This window comes from Granulicella sp. L56 (assembly GCF_009765835.1).
Taxonomy (GTDB): domain Bacteria; phylum Acidobacteriota; class Terriglobia; order Terriglobales; family Acidobacteriaceae; genus Edaphobacter.
In genome coordinates this window covers 547,401-570,280 of record NZ_LMUS01000001.1, presented here as the reverse complement: position 1 = coordinate 570,280, position 22,880 = coordinate 547,401, and the positions used below count along the sequence as shown (strand labels likewise).

Annotated in this window: 16 protein-coding genes; 7 read left to right on the top strand and 9 right to left on the bottom strand. The window is 59.1% G+C overall.

Annotated features, from left to right (window positions below; all coding sequences use genetic code 11):
• Nucleotides 1-44: 44 nt before the first annotated feature.
• The 5 genes from GSQ81_RS02365 to GSQ81_RS02345 form a co-directional block, all read right to left on the bottom strand.
• Nucleotides 45-1,430, bottom strand: a complete 1,386-nt coding sequence (locus tag GSQ81_RS02365) for a glycoside hydrolase family 28 protein (protein ID WP_158909125.1) — start codon at nucleotides 1,428-1,430, stop codon at nucleotides 45-47.
• The gene (locus GSQ81_RS02360) at nucleotides 1,431-4,205 is read right to left on the bottom strand and encodes a glycosyl hydrolase (protein WP_158909124.1); all 2,775 of its coding nucleotides are present in this window, start codon (nucleotides 4,203-4,205) and stop codon (nucleotides 1,431-1,433) included.
• A 15-nt stretch (nucleotides 4,206-4,220) separates the two neighbouring features.
• Nucleotides 4,221-6,140: a beta-galactosidase gene (locus GSQ81_RS02355; RefSeq protein WP_158909123.1), complete on the bottom strand. Its 1,920-nt coding sequence runs from the start codon at nucleotides 6,138-6,140 to the stop codon at nucleotides 4,221-4,223.
• A gap of 214 nt (nucleotides 6,141-6,354) precedes the next feature.
• Entirely contained in the window at nucleotides 6,355-6,894 is a 540-nt protein-coding gene (locus GSQ81_RS02350; RefSeq protein ID WP_158909122.1) for a hypothetical protein, read from the bottom strand.
• Nucleotides 6,895-6,955: 61 nt separating this feature from the next.
• Entirely contained in the window at nucleotides 6,956-8,269 is a 1,314-nt protein-coding gene (locus tag GSQ81_RS02345) for a zinc dependent phospholipase C family protein (protein WP_158909121.1), read from the bottom strand.
• 41 nt (nucleotides 8,270-8,310) lie between these two features.
• On the opposite strand from GSQ81_RS02345, the gene GSQ81_RS02340 reads away from it, so the two are divergent.
• Nucleotides 8,311-8,868 (top strand): TlpA disulfide reductase family protein, encoded by a 558-nt coding sequence (locus GSQ81_RS02340; RefSeq protein ID WP_158909120.1) that lies wholly within the window; start codon nucleotides 8,311-8,313, stop codon nucleotides 8,866-8,868.
• A 230-nt stretch (nucleotides 8,869-9,098) separates the two neighbouring features.
• On the opposite strand, the gene GSQ81_RS02335 is transcribed toward GSQ81_RS02340, so the two are convergent.
• The 3 genes from GSQ81_RS02335 to mtnA all read right to left on the bottom strand — a co-directional run bounded on the left by GSQ81_RS02335 (nucleotide 9,099) and on the right by mtnA (nucleotide 12,037).
• On the bottom strand, nucleotides 9,099-10,409 hold the full coding sequence (locus GSQ81_RS02335; RefSeq protein WP_158909119.1) for a rhamnogalacturonan acetylesterase: 1,311 nt from the start codon (nucleotides 10,407-10,409) through the stop codon (nucleotides 9,099-9,101).
• 74 nt (nucleotides 10,410-10,483) lie between these two features.
• Nucleotides 10,484-10,792 (bottom strand): permease, encoded by a 309-nt coding sequence (locus GSQ81_RS02330; protein ID WP_254059945.1) that lies wholly within the window; start codon nucleotides 10,790-10,792, stop codon nucleotides 10,484-10,486.
• Between the two features lie 177 nt (nucleotides 10,793-10,969).
• Nucleotides 10,970-12,037, bottom strand: coding sequence for an S-methyl-5-thioribose-1-phosphate isomerase (mtnA, locus tag GSQ81_RS02325; protein ID WP_158909118.1), 1,068 nt, complete (start codon nucleotides 12,035-12,037; stop codon nucleotides 10,970-10,972).
• 231 nt (nucleotides 12,038-12,268) lie between these two features.
• Between mtnA and GSQ81_RS19945 the strand changes: the two genes are divergently transcribed.
• The 6 genes from GSQ81_RS19945 to GSQ81_RS02300 all read left to right on the top strand — a co-directional run bounded on the left by GSQ81_RS19945 (nucleotide 12,269) and on the right by GSQ81_RS02300 (nucleotide 22,009).
• Nucleotides 12,269-12,709, top strand: a complete 441-nt coding sequence (locus tag GSQ81_RS19945) for a glycosyl hydrolase family 28-related protein (protein ID WP_254059944.1) — start codon at nucleotides 12,269-12,271, stop codon at nucleotides 12,707-12,709.
• A 50-nt stretch (nucleotides 12,710-12,759) separates the two neighbouring features.
• Nucleotides 12,760-13,695 (top strand): glycoside hydrolase family 28 protein, encoded by a 936-nt coding sequence (locus GSQ81_RS02320; protein ID WP_254059943.1) that lies wholly within the window; start codon nucleotides 12,760-12,762, stop codon nucleotides 13,693-13,695.
• A gap of 446 nt (nucleotides 13,696-14,141) precedes the next feature.
• Nucleotides 14,142-17,831, top strand: a complete 3,690-nt coding sequence (locus GSQ81_RS02315) for a TonB-dependent receptor (protein ID WP_158909117.1) — start codon at nucleotides 14,142-14,144, stop codon at nucleotides 17,829-17,831.
• 43 nt (nucleotides 17,832-17,874) lie between these two features.
• On the top strand, nucleotides 17,875-19,335 hold the full coding sequence (locus tag GSQ81_RS02310; protein WP_158909116.1) for a sulfatase-like hydrolase/transferase: 1,461 nt from the start codon (nucleotides 17,875-17,877) through the stop codon (nucleotides 19,333-19,335).
• A 16-nt stretch (nucleotides 19,336-19,351) separates the two neighbouring features.
• Nucleotides 19,352-20,365, top strand: a complete 1,014-nt coding sequence (locus tag GSQ81_RS02305) for a formylglycine-generating enzyme family protein (RefSeq protein WP_254059942.1) — start codon at nucleotides 19,352-19,354, stop codon at nucleotides 20,363-20,365.
• Nucleotides 20,366-20,416: 51 nt separating this feature from the next.
• Nucleotides 20,417-22,009: an aldehyde dehydrogenase (NADP(+)) gene (locus tag GSQ81_RS02300; protein WP_254059941.1), complete on the top strand. Its 1,593-nt coding sequence runs from the start codon at nucleotides 20,417-20,419 to the stop codon at nucleotides 22,007-22,009.
• Nucleotides 22,010-22,115: 106 nt separating this feature from the next.
• Here the strand turns inward: GSQ81_RS02300 and phoU are convergent, their stop codons facing one another.
• Nucleotides 22,116-22,790, bottom strand: a complete 675-nt coding sequence (gene phoU, locus GSQ81_RS02295) for a phosphate signaling complex protein PhoU (protein WP_158909115.1) — start codon at nucleotides 22,788-22,790, stop codon at nucleotides 22,116-22,118.
• Between the last annotated feature and the right edge of the window lie 90 nt (nucleotides 22,791-22,880).

Sequence of the window (22,880 nt, the reverse complement as noted above, 5' to 3'; positions counted from 1 at the left end):
TTGCCAGACAGATCAAAGGCAACAGCCGCATTAGTTTTTAGCGACTATTTTGGTTCGCCGTAGGGGACGTCCTTTTTGCCGGGGGTGATAGGAGTGTCGGTGAACTGCACCTTGGAGCCGTCGGCGGTCTTGATGTCGTTGTCGGTCATCGTCCAGTTCTTGGCGTTGGCGATGGTGCCTGCGGTCTTGGCTTCGATGTCGAGATGATCGAGACGGAAGTTAGTCAGCGGAGCATCCGGGTAGGCGCTGACGTTGAAGGCCTCCTTTGCTCCTACGGCCTTGATGTTCCAGATGTGGACGCCAGAGAAGTGGGGCAGACCTTTTTCAGGCGGAGTGACTGGTGTGGTGAGGACGACCCAGTAGTGTGGCGGGTTCTTTGTGTCGGGTGGAAGCGTGGCGTAGCTGTAGCTGGGGTTCCAGTTCATGGTCATGTGGATGGGGATGGCTACGCCCTGAAGGTTGAGGTCGTGGATGCGGATGTCGGTGGCGGTGCCGCCGCGGGTGTGCGCGGATTTGAAGAGGACGCCCGAGGGAACTCCGCTGAGTGCGGTGAGGTTGTAGACCTCGATGTTGTGGAAGCCGCCGGAGGTTTCGGAGCCGATGGTGATGGCGGCTGCGCCGTGGCGGATGATGGAGTCGCGGATCACGATATCTTCTGTAGGCCGGTTGACGCGGAGGCCGTCGGAGTCGCGGCCGGATTTGAGGCAGAGCGCGTCGTCGTTGACCTCGATGTCGGCGTGCTGGACGAGGACCTTGCGCGAGGAGTCGATGTCGATGCCGTCGGTGGAGGGGCCTTTGCCTCCCTCGTTGTTGCGGATGGTGACGCTGTCGATGGTGACGTCGTGCGAGTAGAGCACCTGCACCGTCCAGAAGCCGGAGCGCCGGAGCAGGATGCCGCCGCCGAGGTGAACGTTATAGGAGTTTTGCAGAAGGACGAGGCGGGGGCGCTTGGCGTCGTAGTCGGAGGCCCAGCGCAGACCCTTGGGCTCGTAGATCTTGCGCAGGTCCCAGTAAGACTTCCACCAGATGGGGCCGTCGCCGTCGATGGTGCCGTGCCCGGTGATGGTGACCTCGTGCTGGTTGCGGGCGTTGATGAGGGCGGCGGGCCAGGTCATCTCGATGCCTGCGATGCGGGTGGGCAGCTCGGGATAGTCGGCCAGTTTTTCAGAGCCGATGATGGTCGCGCCTTCGGGAACGTCGAGTGTGGTGCCGGACTTCAGGAAGAGTGAACCGCTGAGGTAGGTTCCCGGCTTGAGAGTGATGGTGCCGTGTACCTTGGCGGCTGCGTCGATGGCCTTTTGGATGGCGGCGGTGTCGAGCGTGGTGCCGTCGCCTTTGGCTCCGTAGTCGTTGGCTACAAAAGTTCTGGGTGCGGCGAAGGCGGTGGTGGTGAGTGCAAGGGCGCAGGTGAGGATAAGGGCGCGGGACATCTATTTCTGCTCCTGAGATTCATTGGTGACGAGTTTGATGGTGCCGAGGATGCCGGAGGAGGTGGGGACTACCTTGTTGAGGTCCTGCATCTGGAAGCGGTCGCCGTACCTGGCGATGAGTGGTTTGTAGTCGTGCGGCGGCAGCGCCGACCACGCGTTGAGTGCGGTGTTGTAGACGTGGATCTCGACGCGGTTCTGGCCGGGCTTGAGGAATGGCGTTACGTCGAGTCGATAAGGCGGATGCCAGAGCGAGCCTGCGCGCTTGCCGTTGATGAAGACGATGGCCGCCTCGCGGACGGGCGGCTCGAACCACGCTCTCATGCCGGGGCCGGTGCGGGTGACGCGAGGGTCAGGGACGCCGTCGTGCAAGGGAGCAGGACGGTCGAGGACACCGGCGGGTGGTGTGATCGGGGTGCCACCGTCGATCTGGAGATAAGTGGGTGAATTGGGAGTGGACTGGAGGTTGAAGTCGCGGGTGTAGACGGCTTCGCCCGAGTAGTGGATGGTGTCGGGGCTGGCGATCCAATCAGTGAGGGCGGCTTCGGACTTGGTCTTGCCGGTGGCGGCGAAGCGTACCTGCCAGTTGCCGCTGAGGTCGGCTAGCTGTGTGGTTGGCGCGGTGCGCGGTGCCGGGGCTTTGGGATCGGTATTGCTGAAGAGGAAGATGCGGGACTCGTAGGGAGCGAGGTGGAGTTGGACGTTGTTGGACGCGGTGCTCGAGGCTTCGCCGCTGGCTGGGTTCCACTGCTCGCCGAACTTGTGCGCGGTGGCAAAGGTTGCGGTGGTGTCGATGGGGTGGTTGCCGGTGTTGGCTACGAAGTAGATATCCGACGTGGGGAGCTTGCGACGGATGAAGCCGATCTCGTCCTTGCCCGAGGTGACCTCGAAATCTGGGGCGGCTGCGTTGTGCAGAGCTGTGGCGAGAGCGGAATCGTCGGGGACGAGGCTGCCTTTGGCGGCGGTAAAGAGTTCTTGGGAGAGGCTGGTGATCTCAGGCAGGGCTTTGCCTTCGGGTGAGATGGAGGGTGCGCGGCCGATGGAGATGACTTTGCCTCCTGCGGCGACGAACTGCTTGATCTTGCGAAGAGTGTTTGCGGGGATGCGGTCGGTGGGTGGAAGGATGAGGACTTTGTGGGTGCCGAGGCCGACGGAGTTGATGGCGTCGGCATCGATGAAGTCGACGTTGTAGCCCGCCGAGAGGATGGTGGACATGAGCTGCGGTGTGACGACGAGGGACATCAGGGCGGTGATGCTGTCCTGTGTGGGGGTGAAGGAGGCCCAGGCGTCATCGGTGGGAAGCAGGATGGCGACCTGATTGGCGGGCTGGCCTTGGCGGAGGAGATAGCTGACGCCGCCGATGTAGCGGGTGACATCGGGCATGACCGGGTGCCAGGGGTTGTGGTCATTGAAGACGCCGGCGGCGTAGAGCGACCAGCCGGGCTCTCCTACCTGTGGCGCGGAGTAGGGCCAGCCGTGGCAGACGATCTGGTTTTCGCCGGTGAGGAAGTCGATGTCGGCTTCAGCCTTCATGTCGAGCGGCGTGGCGCGGAAGACGGGGGAGTGTAGCCAGGTAAAGGTCTCGCCAGAGGTTACATTGTTGCCGAAGACGTGATTGGCGGAGGTTGCCCAGCGAAGGGTGGAGAATTGCCGCCACTGTGGGCCTTCACCTTCTGGTAGCGCGGCGAGACGTTGACTGGAGAAGGAGACTGCTGGGTTTCCATAGGTTTGCGAGCGAAACTTCGTGTGATGAGCTATGGCCCAACTGTTGATTTGGGTGAGGTAATTTTCGTCGACCAGTTCGGTGAGGGTCTTGCCCCAGTCGTGGCGGACCTTTTCTGCTTCGGGAGTTCCACCGGCGACCAGTTCGGGCAGGTGCGGCAGCAGATCGTAGCCACGGCGCTTTTTAAACTCGGCGGGAAGGTTGGGGGTCCAGTCGGAGCCGTAAGCTTCGAGCGAGTCGGAGAAGATGGCGTAGGGCGGGGTGGAGCCGAAGGCTTTGAGCAGCGGCTCGCCTACGGCTTTGAGGTGCGTGGCTACAGCCTGATGGCTTAAGGGGTCGAGGACATAGCCTTCGGCTCCTGCGGCGGCGCGCTTGACCTCTTGCTTGGTGTGGCTGGAGATGAAGAAGAGTGCGGTGCGCGGATTGGCTGATAGAGGCAGGTGGTCGGTCTGATCGGCGCTGATGGTCTTGGCGGTGGTGGCGTCCCAGTGCTTCGGCTCTCCGTTGGCAACTGCGATGGAGATGATGGACTCGCCCTCTGCCAGCTTGAGCTTTGGAAGAGAGGTTGCGTTGGCGGGGACGGGAATCTCGGCGATGCGGAGACGGCCTGAGGCTTCGGCGAGAGTGGTGGCGGGACCGCCGTAGGGCCAGCCGCTGCCGAGCGTCACGTCGATGCGCAGGCCGAGCTTGCGGCCTTCGGATTGGGCGTAGTTCACGTCGTCGAGGAATTCGGGGGAGAGGAAGGGCAGGTTCTTGAGACCTTTAGCGGAGTCGTCGAGGACTTGAGGGTACTCGAAGGCGAGTTCCGCACCGCCGATGCCGTCGGCCTTCATCTGCTGAAGTTCGCGCAGGATCTCGGGCTTCTCTACGGCGAGACCGAACCACCACCAGCGCACCATGGGTCGCGCGCTGGTGGGAGGATTGTCGAAGTTCTGGTGGAGGTTTGTTATGTATGTTTTTGCATACAAATGCGTTAATGACGTGCACGCAAGAGCCGCGGCCAGCAGGGATAGCTTGGCAACGTGGCGTGGCGATTTGGTTGGGTTGGCTGGCATCGAAACTACTCCTGTTTATTGCTGGTTACTGGTTGTCTGGTCGGCGACCGGGCCGTTAAGGATGGGCTGGGCTAATCCGGCAACGTGTGGATGGACGGATTGGGGAGCCATGTCAAAGATGGTGATCTGGTTGCGTCCTTTGCGGAGCCAGGGGCCCGGGACGTAGAGGGTCTGCTGGGGGCCTGTGTTCCAGAAGCGGCCTATGGCGTGGCCGTTGATCCAGAGGGCTCCCTTGCCGAGGTCGCGGATGTCGAGGAAGGTGTCTCCGGTGGAGGCGAGGGTGAAGGTGGCTCGGAAGAAGATGGGGGTTGCTGGGGCGCTTTGTGGCACTTCGGGCGAACTGCGGGGGTTCTTCCCCTTCGACTTGTTCAGGGTCACAATGACGAGCTTTGAAGTGGTCGTCATGGGGAGGGGGTAGACCTGCCAGTTGGTGAGGGGCTGGCCCGCGAGGGTGACGGCGTGGGTGATGCCCTTCGCTTCGCCGCGCATGTTGCGGGTGGAGTTGATGCGGCCGTCGTCGGCTACGAGGATGTCGAGGCGGGCGGGGCCGTTGGTCTTGATGGAGACTGGGGGGAGATTGCCCTGGGGGTCTGCGAAGCGTCGGTCGAGGGTGGCGGTGAGTTTGCCGTTGAGGTAGATCTGGGCGTAGTCGTGGACCTGATCGATGACGAGATCACCGTGGGTGTGGGCGGGTAGCTGGGTGCGGTAGAGGATGTAGCCGTAGGACTGGTCGAAGTGCTCCATTGGCTTAGGGAGTTCGCTGTGGATCGGTGCAGGTAGGTTGGCCCAGAGGGGAGTGGACTGGGTGAGATCGATTTGTGGGATGGTGATGACTTGCGGTGCGGCGGGGACGGGCGGGAGGCAGGACTCGTTGCCGCATGGGGAGAATTGCGCGAGGACTTTGCGGTAGGCGAAGAACTTGGGCGTGGTGTGTCCGGCTTCGTCGAGCGGGGCGTCGTAGTCGTAGCTGGTGACGTCGGGGAGGAAGTGGCCCTTGATGAGGCTGGAGCCGGACATGAAGCCGAAGCTGGTGCCGCCGTGGAACATGTAAATGTTGATCCCGGCTCCGCGCTTGAGAATGTAGTCGAGGTCTTCGATCTGCGGGCCGATGGGGCGGGTCTCGTGGGGATGGCCCCAGCTATCGAACCAGCCGGGCCAGTACTCGGAGACGAAGAGCGGAGCGTCGGGGCGGAGCTTTGCGAGGGCGTCCATGCCGCCCTGATGGTTGCCGATGCCGAAGTTGGTGGCGGCGTAGAGGCCGGGGATGGAGCCATTGGGGATGTTGCGCCAGTTGTCGGCGGTGTAGAGGAGTGAGTCGGTGAATCCGGCGTGGAGGAAGATCTGGTGGAGGTGCTCCATGTAGACGTGGTCGGAGCCGAAGTTGCCGTATTCGTTTTCGACCTGGGTCATGAGGATGGGGCCGCCGCGGCCGATCTGTAATGGGGTAAGTTCTTTGGCGAGTCGGTCGATCCAGCGCTCGGCCGGGACCATGAAGGCGGGGTCGTTGGAGCGGAGTGCAGCGGCGGAGGCCGGGTCTTTGAGCAGCCACGCGGGGAGGCCGCCGAGATCCCACTCGGCGCAGGAGTAGGGGCCGGTGCGCAGGATGACGTAGAGTCCTTCTTTCTGAGCGGCGCGGATGAAGGCGGCTACGTCGTTGTTGCCGGTGAAGTCGAAGTGGCCGGGGATGGGCTTGTGCATGTTCCAAAAGACGTAGGTGGCAATGGTGTTGAGGCCCATCGCTTTTGCCATCTTGAGACGGGCGTGCCAGTAGGCGCGGGGTATGCGCTCGTAGTGCAGCTCGCCGGAGAGCACTTTGAAGGGCTGGCCGTCGAGGGCGAAGTGGTTTCCCTGAGTGGTGAAGGTGTGCTTTTGCTGGGCGTAAAACGGTAGGGAACAGAGGATGAGGAGCGCGGCGAGGAGGGTTCGTTTCATCATTAATGGATTTCAGGCGACGCAGCCAAGTTAGTTCATTTGAGAGAATGTTTCAAGGGAGGATTTTTAAGGGGGAATCTGTGGCGGGAGTGGAGGGGCGCTCGGCTATGCGTCCCCCCTCGCAAACTGTGGGTGTCGTGAAACCCATGTCCGAAAGTCCGGACATGGGGCACCCGCTTTGATTGGGGTGACAGCTTGGTTGGGTGGTGGGAGAGTGCTAGTCGGGGACTTGCCAGCCAACGGGGGTTTGGGCGAGCGTGGCGACGCCGGTGGCGTGGCCGCTGGTGATCTCGGCCATGGATGGGAAGGCATTGAGGACATTCGCGGATTTGGCCCACACGGGAACCTCTTCCATGGTGTAGTGGTAGGTCACCTGGGTCTCGTTGAAGCCGTTGGCGACGGCGGGTGGAGTGAAGCTGTCGATGGTATTGGCGACGCGGTGGCCGTAGCAGAAGCTTGGTGCGTACCGAGTGCCAACGGTGGTGACGGTGTAGCGGCTGACATGGATGGCCATCTCAACGCTCTTGTCGAGGAGTTGCGATTTAACCAGCGTGTCCATCTGCGCAGTCTCTTTGGGGTCGGTGGTCTCGTAGGGGAAATGGATGTTGGCGAGCAGGCAGTCGGGGTGGTCGACGTAGTGCTTGTTGAGCCCCTGAAGGAAATTCTCGGACGTGGGTGCGGATTTGGAGTGGCATCCGGCGAAGGGGAGGAGAAGGGTACAGGCCAGGGCGGATTTCAGAAGGGTCGATGGTTTCATTTGGTCGTCTCTGGTTACATTTTGGTTTGATGCAGGATTTGGGAGGAGTGATGATTTGCAGCTAGTTGGCTTCGGCGACAGTTGGCGTGGGGAGGGGTTCCCGCGTGGTGGGCATGGTGGCGAGGAGTTTTAGTTCAGTCTGGACCTGTGCCCATTTCTGCCGATTTTTTTTGGTGCAGATGGGAGCGGCGGGGTCTGCGTAGTAGTTCGCGATATTTTGCTTGAGGCCAGCGGGGACGGGCTGCGACTGATTGCGCGTGACGACTGCGAGCAGCTGCGCGTAAGTCTCGTCGGTGAGGCGATAGCCGCCGGGCCTTACCGCGGCTCCGGTGTCGAGGTCGCGGTTAGGGACGAAGGTAGCAATGGCGTCGAAGTTGGCGATGGCGTGACGCAGGGTCTCGGTGGATTCGTTGAGGCTTTTAACGTAGAGGTCTTGCGTATGCGGGGTGGGGACGCGGATGGCGGCGTCGGAGAGTGGGCCGATTCGAGGCAGGATATAGATGACTCCGGCCAGCATATAAGTTCCGATGCCGGCCTTTTTGCGGTACTGATCCCAATCATTTTCGAAGTCGGATTGGGCGAGGTCTTTGGAGAGCTTGTCGAAGTCGGGACCGGGCGTGTCGGCGGGGAAGCTTTTTCTGTGCAGGATGACTTCGGCGTAGGCGATGCGGGGAAGAAAGTTGCGGACGGCGAAGCGATAGCCACGCATGACGGGGCGTTTGCGTCCGATAAGTTTGGGAAGGTCGAGGCCGTAGGTCTGAAAGAAAGCGCGGCGAAGAAGCGGGCCCGGGATCTCGAGGCCGACGTGGCGGAGGTAGGCGGAGGGAGCGAAGCGGCGCTTGCTGATCTCGTTGACGTCGAAGGCGAACTCGGTGCGGACGTGGGGGTGCTCGCCCTCGTCGTAGGTGACGACGGGGCCATATTTTTTTGCGAGCTTGGGAAACTCGATGGCGACGGCTTCGTTGACGGCCTGGCCGTGGCCGATGGTGTCTCCGATGTAGTGGGATAGGGTGCCGATGGCGAAGGCCAGCTCGTCAGGGCTATGGGCATTATGGATGAGGCTGAGGACGAAGTCGCCAGGGCGGACGTAGTGCGTAAGGTCGCTGAAGAAGGGTTTGCCGAAGGGATAGTAGCCGAGGTCCTGAATGGCGCAGCCGCCGTAGGCGTAGGCGTGGGCTTCGTGGAGCTGGGCCTCAGTCATGTTGGGAAAGCGCTGGAGGAGCAAAGGGCGGATGGACTGCTTCCAGGTGAGGTCGATGAGCTGTTCGTGGGTCTGGACGGAGTAGGAGAGGCCGGATTGCGAGAAGAGAAAGAGGACGAGCACAAGCAGGAAAACTTTGTAGTGGTGGATCGGGTTTGCTGGATGCCTGTGCATGTGGTGAGGATAACCGCAAGTGTATCCGGTGGCAGGTATCTATGATGGGCGCAGGAGTCTATGAGATGGATGAGGGCCGGAGAGGCTGGCTGGCGGCGTTTCTTTTAGCTGCGGCTGCGCTGGGAGTCTTTATGACGCTGCGGCATGGTCCGGTGAGGGCTGGCAGTCTTACGCCTGTGGCGAAGCGGCAACTGGCTCCGAATATGGAGTTCGAGCAACTGGATGGAGGAACGTGGAGACTGCGGGAACATCGCGGCCAGGTGGTGCTGATTAATCTTTGGGCTACATGGTGCGGGCCTTGCCGCGAAGAGACTCCGGGGCTGGTGCGGCTCTTTAAGGATGAGGAGCCGAAGGGATTGGCAGTGGTGGGGCTATCGCTGGATGTTGGCAGCAGGGAGAAGGTGCGGTCGTTTGCAGAGCAGTTTCGGGTGCCTTATCCGATTGTGTTTCCTGAGCCGATGTCGCAGTTGGCGGATACGGTAGAGGCTGTGCCTACGACCATGCTTCTGGATAAGAATGGCCGCGTGGCGAAGGTCTATGTGGGAGCGGTCGAGCGAGCGGTCTTTGCGGTGGATGTGGATGCGCTGTTGGCGGAGTAGCTCATGATTCGGAGTTTGCTAAGGAAGGCATACCCCAGGGGCTGAAGCCCCCGTTATTTGTGTTGGGATAGAGGCCAAGGCTGAAGCCTTGGCGTACCTAGAAGCAATTGCAACCGCAGAAGTAATTGCAAGTGCAGAGGTAACTGCAGAAGCAACTGCGAGTGCAGAGGCGATGGCAATCTTGGATTAGCGTTGCCGCCTCGTTTTGATGTTGAGTGAATGCTGGATGGTCAGACTTGCGGGACCTTCATGACGTCGGGGGTTGAGGCCGGGATCGGAGTCGCAGGCAGGTGGAAGTCAGGCTGCGAGTCGGGGTGAGCGGGGTTGAATTCGACTGCATCTTTGGTGAGGAATTTTTTGAGTGGAAGATTGTTCTGGCGGATGCCGTCGACGATGCAGCGCGCCAGTTCGTAGGCTCCGTAGCTGTTGAAGTGGGTGTCGTCGCTGATGGCCTTGGTCTGGTTGGGATAGGCGTTGGCGGGGAAGTGCATGAAGGCTTTCTCGGAGCCTTCGGGGCCCATGGCTTCGAACAGCGTCTTGCTCATGGCGTTGAGGTCGATGAGGGCGGCGTGCTGCTGGTGGGCGACCTCGCGCATGGCATCGGGATATCCGGCGAGTGAGTTGGTGATGTGGCCGGAGGCATCGAAGGTGCGGCGGTTCATGCTGGTGACGAGGACGGGTGTTGCTCCGGCGGCGCGGGCTTTGGCGATGTATTCGATGAGCAGCGCTTTGTACTGGTCGATGGGGACGACGGGCTGGCCGGTACGGTGGTCGATCTTCTGGTCGTTGTGGGTGAACTGCATGAAGAGATAGTCGCCGGGCTTGATCTGGGTGAAGATCTTGTCGAAGCGGCGCTCGCTGACGAAACTCTTGATGGTCTCGCCGGATTCGGCGTGGTTGGCAACGACGACGCCGGGACGGAGGAAGCGGGGAAGAATCTGGCCCCAGGCCGTCCAAGGCTCGACGTCCTGATCGACGACGGTAGAGTCTCCGGTGATGTAGAGGGTGGGCTCTTTTTTGATGGGCTCGATAGTGATGCTGCGGACGCTGGGGTTGTCGCCGTTGAATTCGAGGGTGAGCTTGTGGTCCCAGTCCATGTTGCCGATCTCGCGGGGCTTGAGGTGGACGTGCTGGACGGTGCCGACGGCGTCGGTGAACTCTGGGTAGCGGACGTTGACGTCGAAGGTGTGCTTCGTGGAGACGCCGGCGCCGGTGGGGATTTTTTCGAGCATGAGGCGGCGGGCTTCGGCCCAGACGGTGGTGGTGGAGGCTTTGTTGGAGCCGAGGACCACGGTGACGCGGTAGCTGCCTTCGGGGACTGCGGCAGAGAAGAAGAAGGGTTTGTCGCTGGAGCAGGACTTCGCGGAGACGACGGGGGCGGTCTCGAGATCGAAGCCGGGGGTGGTTTCGGTGTAAGCGGAGGATGAGATGAGGGTGGTTTCGCCAGATTTGCTGGCTCCGCAGAGAAACTTTTGAGCGTGTGCGGCGGGAAGGAGGGCGGCGAAGGCCAAGGTTGATGCGGCGAGGGTGATGCGGGTCATGCTGCTCCTTATTTTAGAAACTATTTCAAGGGGAGAATTTTAGCATTTTGAATAGAGTGCAAGGAAGTCTGCCCTTAGTGTTCGCCGGTGAGCCAGAGCATGTAGGGGTAGAGGAGAAGGAACAGGATGAGGCAGATGGAGAGGAGATCCATATAGAGACAGAGCAGGATGCCTGCCTGGTAAAGGTCCCACCGCTGGCGTCGCAGGCAGCGGAAGGTGTCGGCGGTGCCGAGGATGGCGATGCAGGCGGGAATGACGAGGAATGGGTTGGCTCGGTCGTTGGGGAAGCCGGAGAGCAGGTAGGCCACCGCGAAACTTGCGAGTACGAGTGTGTTGCCTCGAATGAGGGAACGGTTGTGCGGGTTGAGGATTTGGGGTCTCACGCTGTACTCAAAAATTGGTACAGCCAAGGATAGGCTATGGAGGGGCGGATTGGCTTAGGGGCGGGTTGAAGTTCTACTGGAGGAGGAGCGACGGCGGAACGTGCCGGACGAAATGTTTACACTCCCATCCTTCGCAAAGGCACGAAGGATGGAGCACCCGAGCATTTCTGGTAAGAGTTAGGCGGTGGTGAGTTGGGAGGCGGCTTCGTCGGCCATCTGCTGGATGGAGTCGTTGTAGGGAGCACGGAGGACTCCGTGCTCGGTGATGATGGCGGTGATGTACTTGGCGGGGGTGACGTCGAAGGCTGGGTTTTGAATGGCGGCTCCGTTGGGCGTCATCTGCTTGCCGTTGGAGTGGGTGACTTCGGTGGCGGCGCGCTGCTCGATGGGGATGAGATCGCCGTGAGCGGTGGCGCGGTCGATGGTGGAGAGGGGAGCGGCCACGTAGAAGGGAATGTTGTGCTCTTTGGCGAGGACGGCGACGGTGTAGGTGCCGATCTTGTTGGCGGTATCGCCGTTGGCGGCGATGCGGTCGGCACCGACGATGACGGCCTGGATGCGGCCCTGGCGCATGAGCGCACCGGCCATGTTGTCGCAGAGGACGGTGGTGGGGATGTTGTCGTGGAGCAGCTCCCATGCGGTGAGACGTGCGCCTTGTAGATAGGGGCGGGTCTCGTCGGCGAAGACGTCGATATTGTGGCCGCGCTCGACGGCGGCGCGGATGACACCGAGGGCGGTGCCGTAGCCGCAGGTGGCGAGGGCTCCGGCGTTGCAGTGGGTGAGTACGGTGCCTTGCTGGGGGAGCAGCGCTGCCCCGTGTGCTCCCATCTGCTTGCAGGCAGCGATGTCTTCGTCGTACATGAGCTGGGCCTCGGCGATGAGGGCTGCCTTGATCTCGGGGATAGGGGTGTTGGCGGCGGCGAGGGCGTTGTACTTGTCGCGCATACGCTGGATGGCCCAGAAGAGATTGACCGCGGTGGGGCGGGTTTCGGCGAGGGTCTTTGCAATGACGGCGACTTCTTCGGAGAGTGCGGGCAGCGTGGTGGCTGTGCTGCGGTCGACGCCGATGGCCACGCCCATGGCGGCAGAGACGCCGATGGCGGGTGCTCCGCGGACGATCATGTCGCGGATGACGGTGGCGACCTGCTTGTAGTCCGTCGCGAGGACGTAGGTCTCTTCGAGGGGGAGCTTGGTCTGGTCGAGGAAGTTAACGCCGGTAGGGAGCCATTCGAGGGTAGGAATCATGTCTTTACTAGTCTAGACGAGTGGGTGAGGTGAGCTGTCCTTGACAGATGTTGTCTGGCCAAACGAAAATTTCAGCCATCCCGATATTGGACTGACCAATTTGATTTTGGAGTTTGGAAAAACAGGCAACGACAAAAGCAAGAACGAAATACAGGGGTCTCTCCACTCCGCTTCGCTTCGGTCGAGATGACGTGCAGTTAGTGAGTTTCTGAAAGATTTTGAGGAGTTTTGATGACGAGTCATTTGTTTGAGCGCCGGAGTTTTTTGAAGATGGCGGGACAGAGTTTGCTTGCGCTGCCTGCGATGTCTGCGATCGGTGCTTTGGCGGAGTTGCCGGGAAAGCATGGTGGCAAGGCGCATGGATGGGACGGCAGGCCTTTTGCGTATACGCCCAAGGTCACGCTGAATGTTCGTGACTATGGCGCGGCCGGCGATGGAAAAACGAACGACAGAGTGGCGTTGCAGGAGGCGATCGATCGCTGCGGGGTGTTTGGCGGCGGCGAAGTAGTTGTGCCTGAGGGGAACTATGTTACTGGGGCGCTGGCTTTGCGCAGCAACGTTGTGTTGCGTCTTGAGAAGGACGCCACGCTACTGGGTACGCCTGACTTCGATGACTATCCGGTGCGCAGGTTCGCTGGGAGGGCCGCTGGATACAGGGACACATTGCGCTGATCTATGCGATTGACGCGAACCGCATTGGTATTGTGGGCCCGGGAAAGATTGTGGGTAATCCTGCGCTGGGAGGACGGCCGCGTAAGGAGACTCCGCTGCGGCATCCGGCGCTGATCGAATTTATTGATTGTAAGGATATTCGGCTGGAGGATTTTTCGACCAGCAATCATCTGATGTGGTCGATTCATCCGACGAACTGCGAGAACATTTTTATCAAGGGGCTGACGATTCGCAGTACGGGTGGCAATGGCGATGGCATTGATATTGATTCGAGCAAGCATGTCGTTATCGATGGCTGTGACATTGCGACGGGCGACGATTGCATCTCGCTGAAGTCGGGGCGCGGGGCTGAGGGCTATGCGATGTTGCGGACGACGGAAGATGTGGTGATTCGAAACTGTACGTTTGCGGACTCGATCTTTGCGTGCATCGGCATAGGCAGCGAGACGTCGGGCGGAATTCGCGATGTGAGGATCGAGCACTGCAAGTTCACGCGAGCGAAGACGTTTGCGATTTATATCAAGAGCAGGCCGGGGCGTGGAGCGTTTGTTGAGAATATTGTTGCTGACGATCTTGATGCTTCGGATATGACGGGCGGATTTCTGCGATTCAATATTCTGGCAAGCGGGATTCGTGATGAATTTCAAGTGCCGAGCGACGAGGGCATTCCTACGATCAGGAATTTTCGCTTCTCGAATATTCGCGTGAAGGAGTGTCCGATTCTTGTGGAGGGTACAGGGATTCATCCGCACAAGCCGCTGGAAGGTTTCTCACTGGTGAACGTGACGGGGAGCTGCGATAAGGGGATTTACCTGGCCAATGTGAAGGATGCGGTGATTCGGAATGTGAACGTCACCGGATTCAGTGGGACGCTGTTGAACACCAATAACGTGACGGGTAAGGGATTGGCGGGTGCGACTACGATTGCTCCGCCGAAGGTTGAGGAGCCGATTGTGACACCAAACCAGCCGTATCGGTTGCATTGAGTTGAGGGTTGGACTGCCGCTGGCTCCTGTTCTTACTTTTGGGTAGATTGTGCTAATCTACAAACTATTCCGAGACCGGAATGCCTGCTCCATGACACTTGCTTTCTACAAGACGATGGATCTCCGCGGTTGTTGTTGTCCGCGTATGAGTTGTTGTGTCTGTAGGGCAATTCTGTAGGCCAAGCTCTTCGAGTTTGAATCTGCATAGCGGTACTTTTCTATTGATGTGCCGTTCCTTTGTGTAGACGCCAGGAACCCTTAATCCCCAAAAATTGATATCGATGTGCCGGTGTTGCGTATCAATGCGCCGTGCGCAAGAAAAGCATATGTCCCCTTATTTCAATCAAGCACGATGTTGACCTGTATCCCGTCCGCGCAGCAATAGAAGAGGCCGCAGTGATGGCTTCTCTGTCAATGATCGATCTATAACGTGAAAGGAATTCAGGATGGCCAGCCAGGTGGAACAATTTGAGCGCGTGCATCGCGCCAGTGAGCGTAGTTGGAAACAGGACCTTCGTGTCCGTGGGCTGTACTTGATTGCGGTGGTTGCATTTATTCTGCTGGGGTTGCGGACTTCCGTGGCGCAGGTGGATACGGGAGCGGTTGTAGGTACGGTCTCAGATACCTCTGGCGCTATCGTCGCTGGAGCTACGGTTACGATTCGGGAAGAGACTACCGGGTTGAAGCAGACGCAACAGGCTGGCAGCGATGGAAGCTACAGCTTCAGCCCGCTGAAGCTGGGCACCTACACGCTGACGACAGAAAAGGAAGGCTTCAAGACGATTGTGCATAAGCACATTCAGGTGACGGTGCAGAGCAAGCTTGAGATCAATCCAAAGCTTGAGGTCGGCTCCGTTTCGCAGAGTGTTCAGGTGACATCCCAAGGACCGATTCTCGAGACGCAGACCTCCTCCATTCAACAGTTGGTCGATCAGCGGAGCATCAACGATCTTCCTCTCAATGGACGGAACGCCACCTTTCTTGCTCAGTTATCTCCCGGGGTGACGATGGCGCAGAACGATCATCGCGGCCTGCAGGCGAGCGGTTCGTTTACAGCCAATGGCGCACGACGCACGCAGAATGACTATCTGCTTGATGGCATGGACGACAATGTTGCCGTTGCCGATCTTGTGAACCAGGCGCAGTTTGCCGTGCTGCCGCCGCCGGATGCGCTGCGCGAGTTCACGGTGCAGACGAGCAACTATTCGGCCGAGTTTGGCCATTCGGCGGGCGCTGTGCTGAATGCGACTACCAAATCAGGCTCGAACCGATTGCATGGAGATCTATGGGAGTATCTGCGCAACGACTATTTTGATGCGAAGGACTATTTCGTTCTCAACTCGCAGCGTAAGCCTGAGTTTCGACAGAATCAATTTGGTGGAACGTTTGGCGGTCCCGTCGTGATCCCTCATCTTTATGACGGCCACAATCGAACGTTCTTCTTCGTTGACTATCAGGGCACGCGCATCGTGCAGGGCAAGACCTATACGGAGACCGTTCCTACGGCTGCGGAACGGAATAGCGGATTTACTAACCTGCAGGACTTGATCTCGTTACAGAGTGGGACCAAGACGGATGCGCTTGGCCGCGTGTTTCCCAGTGGCACGGTCTTTGATCCGGCGACGACGCGAACCATTACCGCAGGCCATGTCGATCCGGTTACAGGAATTGCGGCAACCAGCAGCGGCTATGTGCGCGATCCTTTTTACTCCGGTTCGCTGATAGGCGCGACCAACTTTACCGGTGGCGTGAGTCAGCAGTTGAACCAGTTGCCTGCGGCGCGGCTGAACTCGAGTGCGATTGCACTGCTCAATCTCTATCCTGTGCCTACTTCGAGCGGGTTGACGAACAACTACACAACAAGTCCGTCGGCTGTGACCAACGCTGATAGCTTCGACACCCGGCTTGATCACTCGTTCAGCGATAAGGATTCCGCTTTCGTGCGCTACAGCTTTTCCTATAACGACCAGATACAGCCCAGCCCCTTTGAAGGAGTGGCGGATGGCGGTCCTTCGCGTCCGGGGTCGGGACATACGGAGTCGCAGAATGTTGCGTTGAGTGAGACCCACATCTTTACTCCGCGGCTGGTGCTGGAGGCGCGTGCCGGCTACAGCCGCGTTGCTGATGAGCGCCGCCAGAACGATGGCGATGTGATGGGCATCCCGGCACAGTATGGAATTCCGGGCGTTCCCCAGATTCCGTCGAATGGAGGATTGCCACTCTTCGCGTTTGGACAGCTTGCAAATCTCGGATCCGCTGGAACGATGCCCAGCGACAAAGCGAGCGACATCGCTCAGGTATCGGAGAATTTATCTATCGACCGTGGCCGTAACCAGTTGAGGGTGGGTACTGAGTACCAGCACATTTCGGCGCCCACGCTGACGCCAACTGCTTCGCGTGGCAACTTTACTAGCAACGGCATCTTTACTTCGGTGGTGAACTCGACGGATGCTTCAACCGACCGCGCGCAGTTTGTTCTGAATCCTGAGGCAGCAACTGTTGCGAATGGAATTAATAATGTTGGTGGGGCGAACACATTGAGTGCATCGAACTTTCCACCGGCTTATCACCTGGTGCGGCCTTACTTCGGTGCATACGCACAGGACGACTGGCGCGTATTCCACAATCTGACGTTGAACATGGGACTGCGGTGGGAGTTCATCGGTGCGCCTGAAGAGAGCAATGGCCACTTTGCGAACTTTGTGCCGGCACAGACAGGCTCAACATCCGATGGAATTTCAAGGTTCTACATTCCTTCTTCGCAGGTGGCCAGTGTTCCGGTCGCATTTCAGAACCTGCTGGCGAAAGACGGCATCGTCTTCACGCCGGTTCAGGGCAACGCGCTGGTGCTGGCGCAGAGAACGAACTTTGCTCCACGCTTTGGCTTTGCCTATCAGGTGTCACCGAAGGTCGTGGTGCGTGCAGGATATGGCCTCTTCTATCAAGGGAACGAAAACCACGGGCTTAGCGTCAGCAACTATGTCAACTTCCCATTCCAGATCACTACGAGTAGCTCTGCTGTGAATGCTGTTACGCCGCTCACTCCAGATAACTCGATAGGGGCGTTGCAGAATGGTTTGTTGAATGTACCCCTGAGCGCCGCGACGGGAGCATCTTCTACGAACATTTCTCTTTTGGGTGAGCCGCAACATGCGAAGTCTTCTTATGCGCAGGCTTATAACTTGCAGGTTCAATATCAGGTAACGCAGAGCACGCTTGTTGAGCTTGGCTATGTGGGTACGGGAGCGAGGCATATACAGGGCACACAGAATACGAATACCGTCGCCAGTATTCTGCCGCCTAGCGTCAATGTTAAAGCCGCCTCTTTCTTCCCTGACTTTGCTGCGGGCGGAAGTTTCATTGCACGCTCCGGACAGACGAACTACAACAGCCTGCAGGTGAATCTGGAACACAGGTTCTCATCCGGCTTTAGTTTGCTGGCCAACTATACCTGGTCGAAGTGCCTTGGCAACGCACGCGACATGCTGGATAACAATATTGGAAGCTATCGCGCTCCTTATGTTCCGGGAGTGGGCATCAATGCAGACTATGGGCTGTGCGATATCGATGTGCGGAACCTCGTGCATGTAAGCGGCACCTATCAGCTTCCCTTCGGAAGGAACCAGCGCTGGTTGAATACTGGGGTTGCCTCGTGGGTGGCTGGAGGATGGTCGGCGAACTGGATCTTCGCTGCTGAGGATGGCCAGCCACTGACGGTTGCCTGCACCACGACCACGACTGCGGGTCTCGGTTGCAATGCGCTCAAGGTGCCGGGACAGAATCCCTATGCAGGAAGCCATAATGCGACACAGTTCTTGAATCCGGCGGCGTTTGCCAATCCGGCTGCTGCAACCACAACTTCGGCAACAATTGCGGCGCTGGGGGGAAGTCCAACGCAGGTGAGCGGGCCTCCTTATCGGCGAGTGGATTTCTCGGTGCTGCGGCGGTTCAATACGACGGCGGAGAGTTACTTCGAGTTTCGCGCCGAGGCGTTCAACCTGACCAACACACCGAACTTCGGGCAGCCGGGCAATCTCGTATTTACCACGCCCAATACGTTCGCGCAGATCAGTTCGACGCGCGATAACCCAAACGATCCGAGAGAGCTGCAATTTAGTCTTAAGTACTACTTCTGATAGAAGCTCATACAAGGCAACGAGTAAGTAAGAGGAGTCAATATTGTCAGTCAATCGACGGAATTTTCTTTTGGGGACGGCGGCTGCCGCGGCCCAGGCAGGCGTAGCCGCAGCTTTACCCGCTGGTGCGAAATCCGATAGCGGAGCGCAAGGGAATGAGCGGGCAGGGAAGCGGAAGCCGAATATTATTCTGTATCTCTCCGACCAGTTTCGCTGGGACTTTGTTGGTGCGAATGGATTGAACGGCTCTACGAACACGCCGAATCTGGACGCATTGGCGGCGCATGGAAAGAACTTCACCCATGCCGTGACCAACCAGCCAGTGTGCGCTCCGGCGCGCTCGGTGCTGATGACCGGCAGGTATGCCACTGAGACGAACGTATGGCACAATGGCCCGGCATTGAGCACTGAACTGCCAACGCTCGCCGGAGAATTGCGTAAAGCAGGTTATACCTCGAACCTGATTGGCAAATGGCATCTCGCGCCGTCAAAGGCCGCGGATGGCGGCGGCCCCGGCTATGTGAAGCCGGAGTATCGTGGAGGCTTCCTCGATTTTTGGGAGGGCGCGAATGCGCTGGAGCATACGACCCATCCTTATGAGGGAAGCATCTTTGATGGCGATGGGAAAGAGATCACCTTCAAGGACCAGTATCGCGTCGACTTTATTACCGACCGTGCCGAGCGGTTCTTGCGACAGAAGCAGGAGAAGCCATTTTTCCTGTTTGTCTCGCAGCTTGAGCCGCATCAGCAGAATGACTGGAATCGCATGGTTGGGCCGAAGGGTTCGGCGGAGCGGTTTATCAATGCGACGGTTCCTGCCGACCTGCGCGAGCAGCCGGGCGACTGGCATCAGCAGCTTCCGGACTACTATGGCGCGTGCGAGAGCATCGATGCTTCGGTGGGTAGGCTCAGGAAAGTTCTGGAAGAGGAGAACCTTGCGGACGATACGATCTTTGTCTTCATCAGCGATCATGGGTGCCACTTCATGACGCGCAATGAGGAGTACAAACGCAGCACGCACAATAGCTCGGTTCGCATCCCGCTGATTATTCAGGGGCCGGGATTTGAGGGCGCGCAGCAGATACCGGAGCTGTTCGGCATCATCAATGTGGCTCCGACGCTGCTCGATGCTGCGGGTGTGAAGGTGCCGGAGTCGATGAAGGGCAGGAGCATTCTGCCACTGCTGAACGATGCCAAGGCAAGAGAGGCGTGGCCGAACAAGGAGCTGATCCAGATCAGCGAATCGATGACGGGAAGGACGATCCGCACCAGGGAGTGGACTTATTGCGTTGCCGATCCCACCGGCGTGCGTGCGGCCACGAGCAATAATTATCATGAGTACCAGATGTACGATCAGCGCAACGATCCGCATGAGCTGGTGAACCTTGCCGGACGAAAAGAGTATCGGGCCAAGGCGGCGGAGCTTCGCGAGGAGTTGAAGAAGCTTATCGTCGCCTCAGGGGAGCCGGAGCCGGAGATTGTTGAGGCGAAGCTGTATCCATGAGTCGGGAAGGATAACGATGGTTGACGAAGTGGCCGGTGGTTGCGGCGGGGTAGGTTCAGAGGAGCGCAGTGGGAAGAAGCCTTCCTGCTGCGCTCCGGTTGCTGTACACGAAGTGGAGCCGAGCAAGTTGTCTGCGAGTAGTGCGCGAAGTATAGTTCCTGCTGCGGAAGCTCTTACGGACGACATGGTTGCACTGCCGGGTGGAACTTTTTTGATGGGCACTGACTATGCTCATGGATTTCCGCTGGATGGTGAAGGCCCGGTGCGTCCGGTGACGGTCTCTCCATTTCAGATCGACAGGTCTCCGGTAACGAACGAAGAGTTCGCGGCATTCGTCGATGCGACGGGCTATCGGACGGAGGCGGAGGTCTTCGGCTGGTCGTTTGTCTTCTGGGCGCATATTCCTGCCGAACGGTTTGAAGAGCTGGTGGAAGACACGGTAGCTGCCGCGCAGTGGTGGTGCAAAGTTCCGGTTGCGTTCTGGCGGCAGCCTGAAGGGCCGGGTTCCGATGTTCGCGAGCGGGGCAGAAATCCTGTCGTTCATGTCTCATGGAACGATGCGCAGGCCTATGCCGCGTGGGCGTCGAAGTCGCTGCCTACGGAAGCACAGTGGGAGTATGCGGCGCGTGGCGGGTTAGAGCAGAAGCTCTATCCGTGGGGAGATGAACTGACGCCCGGCGGAGAGCATCGCTGCAATGTATGGCAGGGACAGTTTCCGGTTGAAGACACGGGCGAGGATGGCTATGCGGGAAGCTGCCCAGTGGATAGCTTTCCGCCTAATGGATTTGGACTTTATTCGGTCACGGGCAATGTGTGGGAGTGGTGCGCAGACTGGTTTCGCAACTCGTTTCGCCCGGAGTTTGCACAGGATCCGACGGGGCCAGCGAATGGCCAGAGCAAGGTGATGAAGGGTGGGTCGTTTCTTTGCCATGCGTCCTACTGCAACCGCTATCGTGTCGCTGCGCGGACCTCGAATACTCCTGACAGCTCCGCTTCGAATATCGGATTTCGTTGTGCGAGGTCTGCCTGAATAGTCGCTCGTGCCTGATAGTAGAGTGTAGGTAGTTCAGGAGGCAGCAGCGTGACGGCAATTGAAATCACAGGCGAGATGCTCATTGGAGCGCAAAGCGTTCGTGGTGCGCAGGGAGTGGTGCACTCGGTAAATCCTGCGACCGGCGAGACGATGGCTCCGGAGTTTGGCGGCGGCTCGGCAAAGGATGTCGATGATGCCTGCACGCTGGCGATGCGTGCCTTTGACACGTATCGGGCGGCGAGCCTTGAGCAGCGTGCGGGTTTTCTTGAGGCGATTGCACAGGGAATCCTCGATCTGGGAGATGTGCTGGTCGAGCGCGTGATGAGCGAGTCGGGACTGCCGCGTGGCCGCATCGAAGGCGAGCGCGGACGAACGGTGGGGCAGCTCAAGCTATTTGCCTCGCTGGTGAGAGAAGGCCGCTGGCTTAGCGTCACGTTGGACAGCGCATTGCCCGACCGCAAGCCTCTGCCTCGCTCTGATCTTCGAGCGCAGAAGATTCCGCTGGGGCCTGTGGCTGTGTTCGGGGCGAGCAATTTTCCCTTGGCCTTCTCGGTCGCGGGTGGAGATACCGCGTCGGCGCTGGCTGCGGGTTGTCCTGTCGTCGCGAAGTCGCATCCATCGCATCTGGGAACGTCCGAGCTGATTGGCCGCGTGATTCAAAAGGCCGTGGCAGATTGCGGATTGCCGGAGGGAGTATTTTCGCTGGTCGTAGGAGATGGCAACGCGGTGGGCGAAGCTCTGGTCGCACATCGGGCGATTGAAGCGGTAGGCTTCACGGGGTCGCGTCGCGGGGGACGAGCACTGGTTGCGATTGCCGCTGGGCGAGAGGTCCCCATCCCTGTCTTTGCGGAGATGAGCAGCATTAATCCTGTCTTTGTATTGCCTGGCGCATTAGCGCAACGCGCAGAGGCGATTGCGCAGGGACTGGCTGATTCGGTCACGCTGGGGACAGGGCAGTTCTGCACCAAGCCGGGCATCGTCATCGGCATTGAGGGCGCGGAGTTCGAGCGTTTTGAGCAAGCCGCGAAGACTGCCATTGAAGCGAAGGCTGCGACGACCATGCTCAACTCCGGCATTCACCGCGCTTACGAGCATGGCATTGCGCAGTGGGAGGGAGAGGCAAACGTCAGCAAGCTGGCGAGCGGCCCGCCCTCGGCGACGGCAACCTGCGCAGGGCAACCCATGCTCTTTGCGACGAAGGCGCAGCATTTTTTGACGACGCCTGTGTTGATGGAAGAGGTCTTCGGGCCGACGACTCTGTTGATTGCGTGCAACGACATAGAAGAGATGATTGCCGTGGCGGAGCATCTCTCCGGCCAGCTTACGGCGACGCTGCATCTTGCCGATGGAGATGTGGAGATTGCTCGGCGCCTGCTGCCGGTTCTGGAGCGCAAAGCGGGACGCATCCTGGCGAACGGCTTTCCGACCGGGGTTGAGGTCTCCTATGCGATGGTGCATGGTGGACCTTCGCCTTCGACATCAGACAGCCGTGCGACGTCTGTCGGCGCGATGGCGATTGAGCGCTGGCTGCGGCCGGTCTGCTATCAGGATCTGCCCTCGGCACTGCTGCCGGAGCCGCTGCAGAATGGCAACCCGCTTCATCTCTGGAGACTGATCGACGGTAAGTTGCAGCAGCCATAGAGCGGATTAGCTGTTGACTTGGAGGAAGGCAACAGCAGATTCCCTTCGGGAATGACAAACAAAGGGCTCGGCAGACTCTACACCAACTCCTACTTTGCTCTAGAGCTTATTCGGCGTGGGCCAGTGAGAACTTGTGGCGCACGTCGGAGCCGCGCACCCAGAAGATGACGTCTTCGGCGATGTTGGTGGCATGGTCGGCGGAGCGCTCGAGATTGCGCGAGACGATGATGGCATTCAACGCCTGACTGCTGACTTCGGGGCGTCGTTGCATCAGGTCAATGAGTTCGGTCTGGACGGTGCGGTTCATGTCGTCGATCTCGTCGTCCATGGCGAGAACTGTGTCGGCGAGCTTGGCATCGGCTTCGAGAAGGGCTTGAATAGCGGTGCGGATCATGACGCCGACTCTCTCTCCCATCTCCGAGATATCGACGGGCAGGGCGATGGAAGGACCGTTTTCGAGAATCTGGACGCGCTGCGAGATATTGGTTGCCTGATCGCCGATACGCTCCAGGTCGCCGTTGATCTTGATGACGGAGAGGATGAAGCGGAGGTCGATGGCCATGGGCTGCTCTTTGGCGAGCAGGTCGTACGCCATTTCGTCGACGTCACGCTCTGCGGCATTGATGGCGGCTTCAATCTCCTTGATGTGGTCGCAGAGAATGGTGTCGCTGCCGAGATAGGCGTCGATGGAGAGGCTGAGGGCCTGTTGCGAGAGCGCAGCCATGGCGAGGAGCTTGTCTTTCAGTGCGACGAGTTGTTGCTGAAAATTAATGCGGGGCATGGGGTATCCCTCTCTCAGATGCCTATCTCTCTATTGTGACGTAAGTGCGGCGAAGAGAAGATGAATTTCGTAACAGGTAGTGAGATGAAT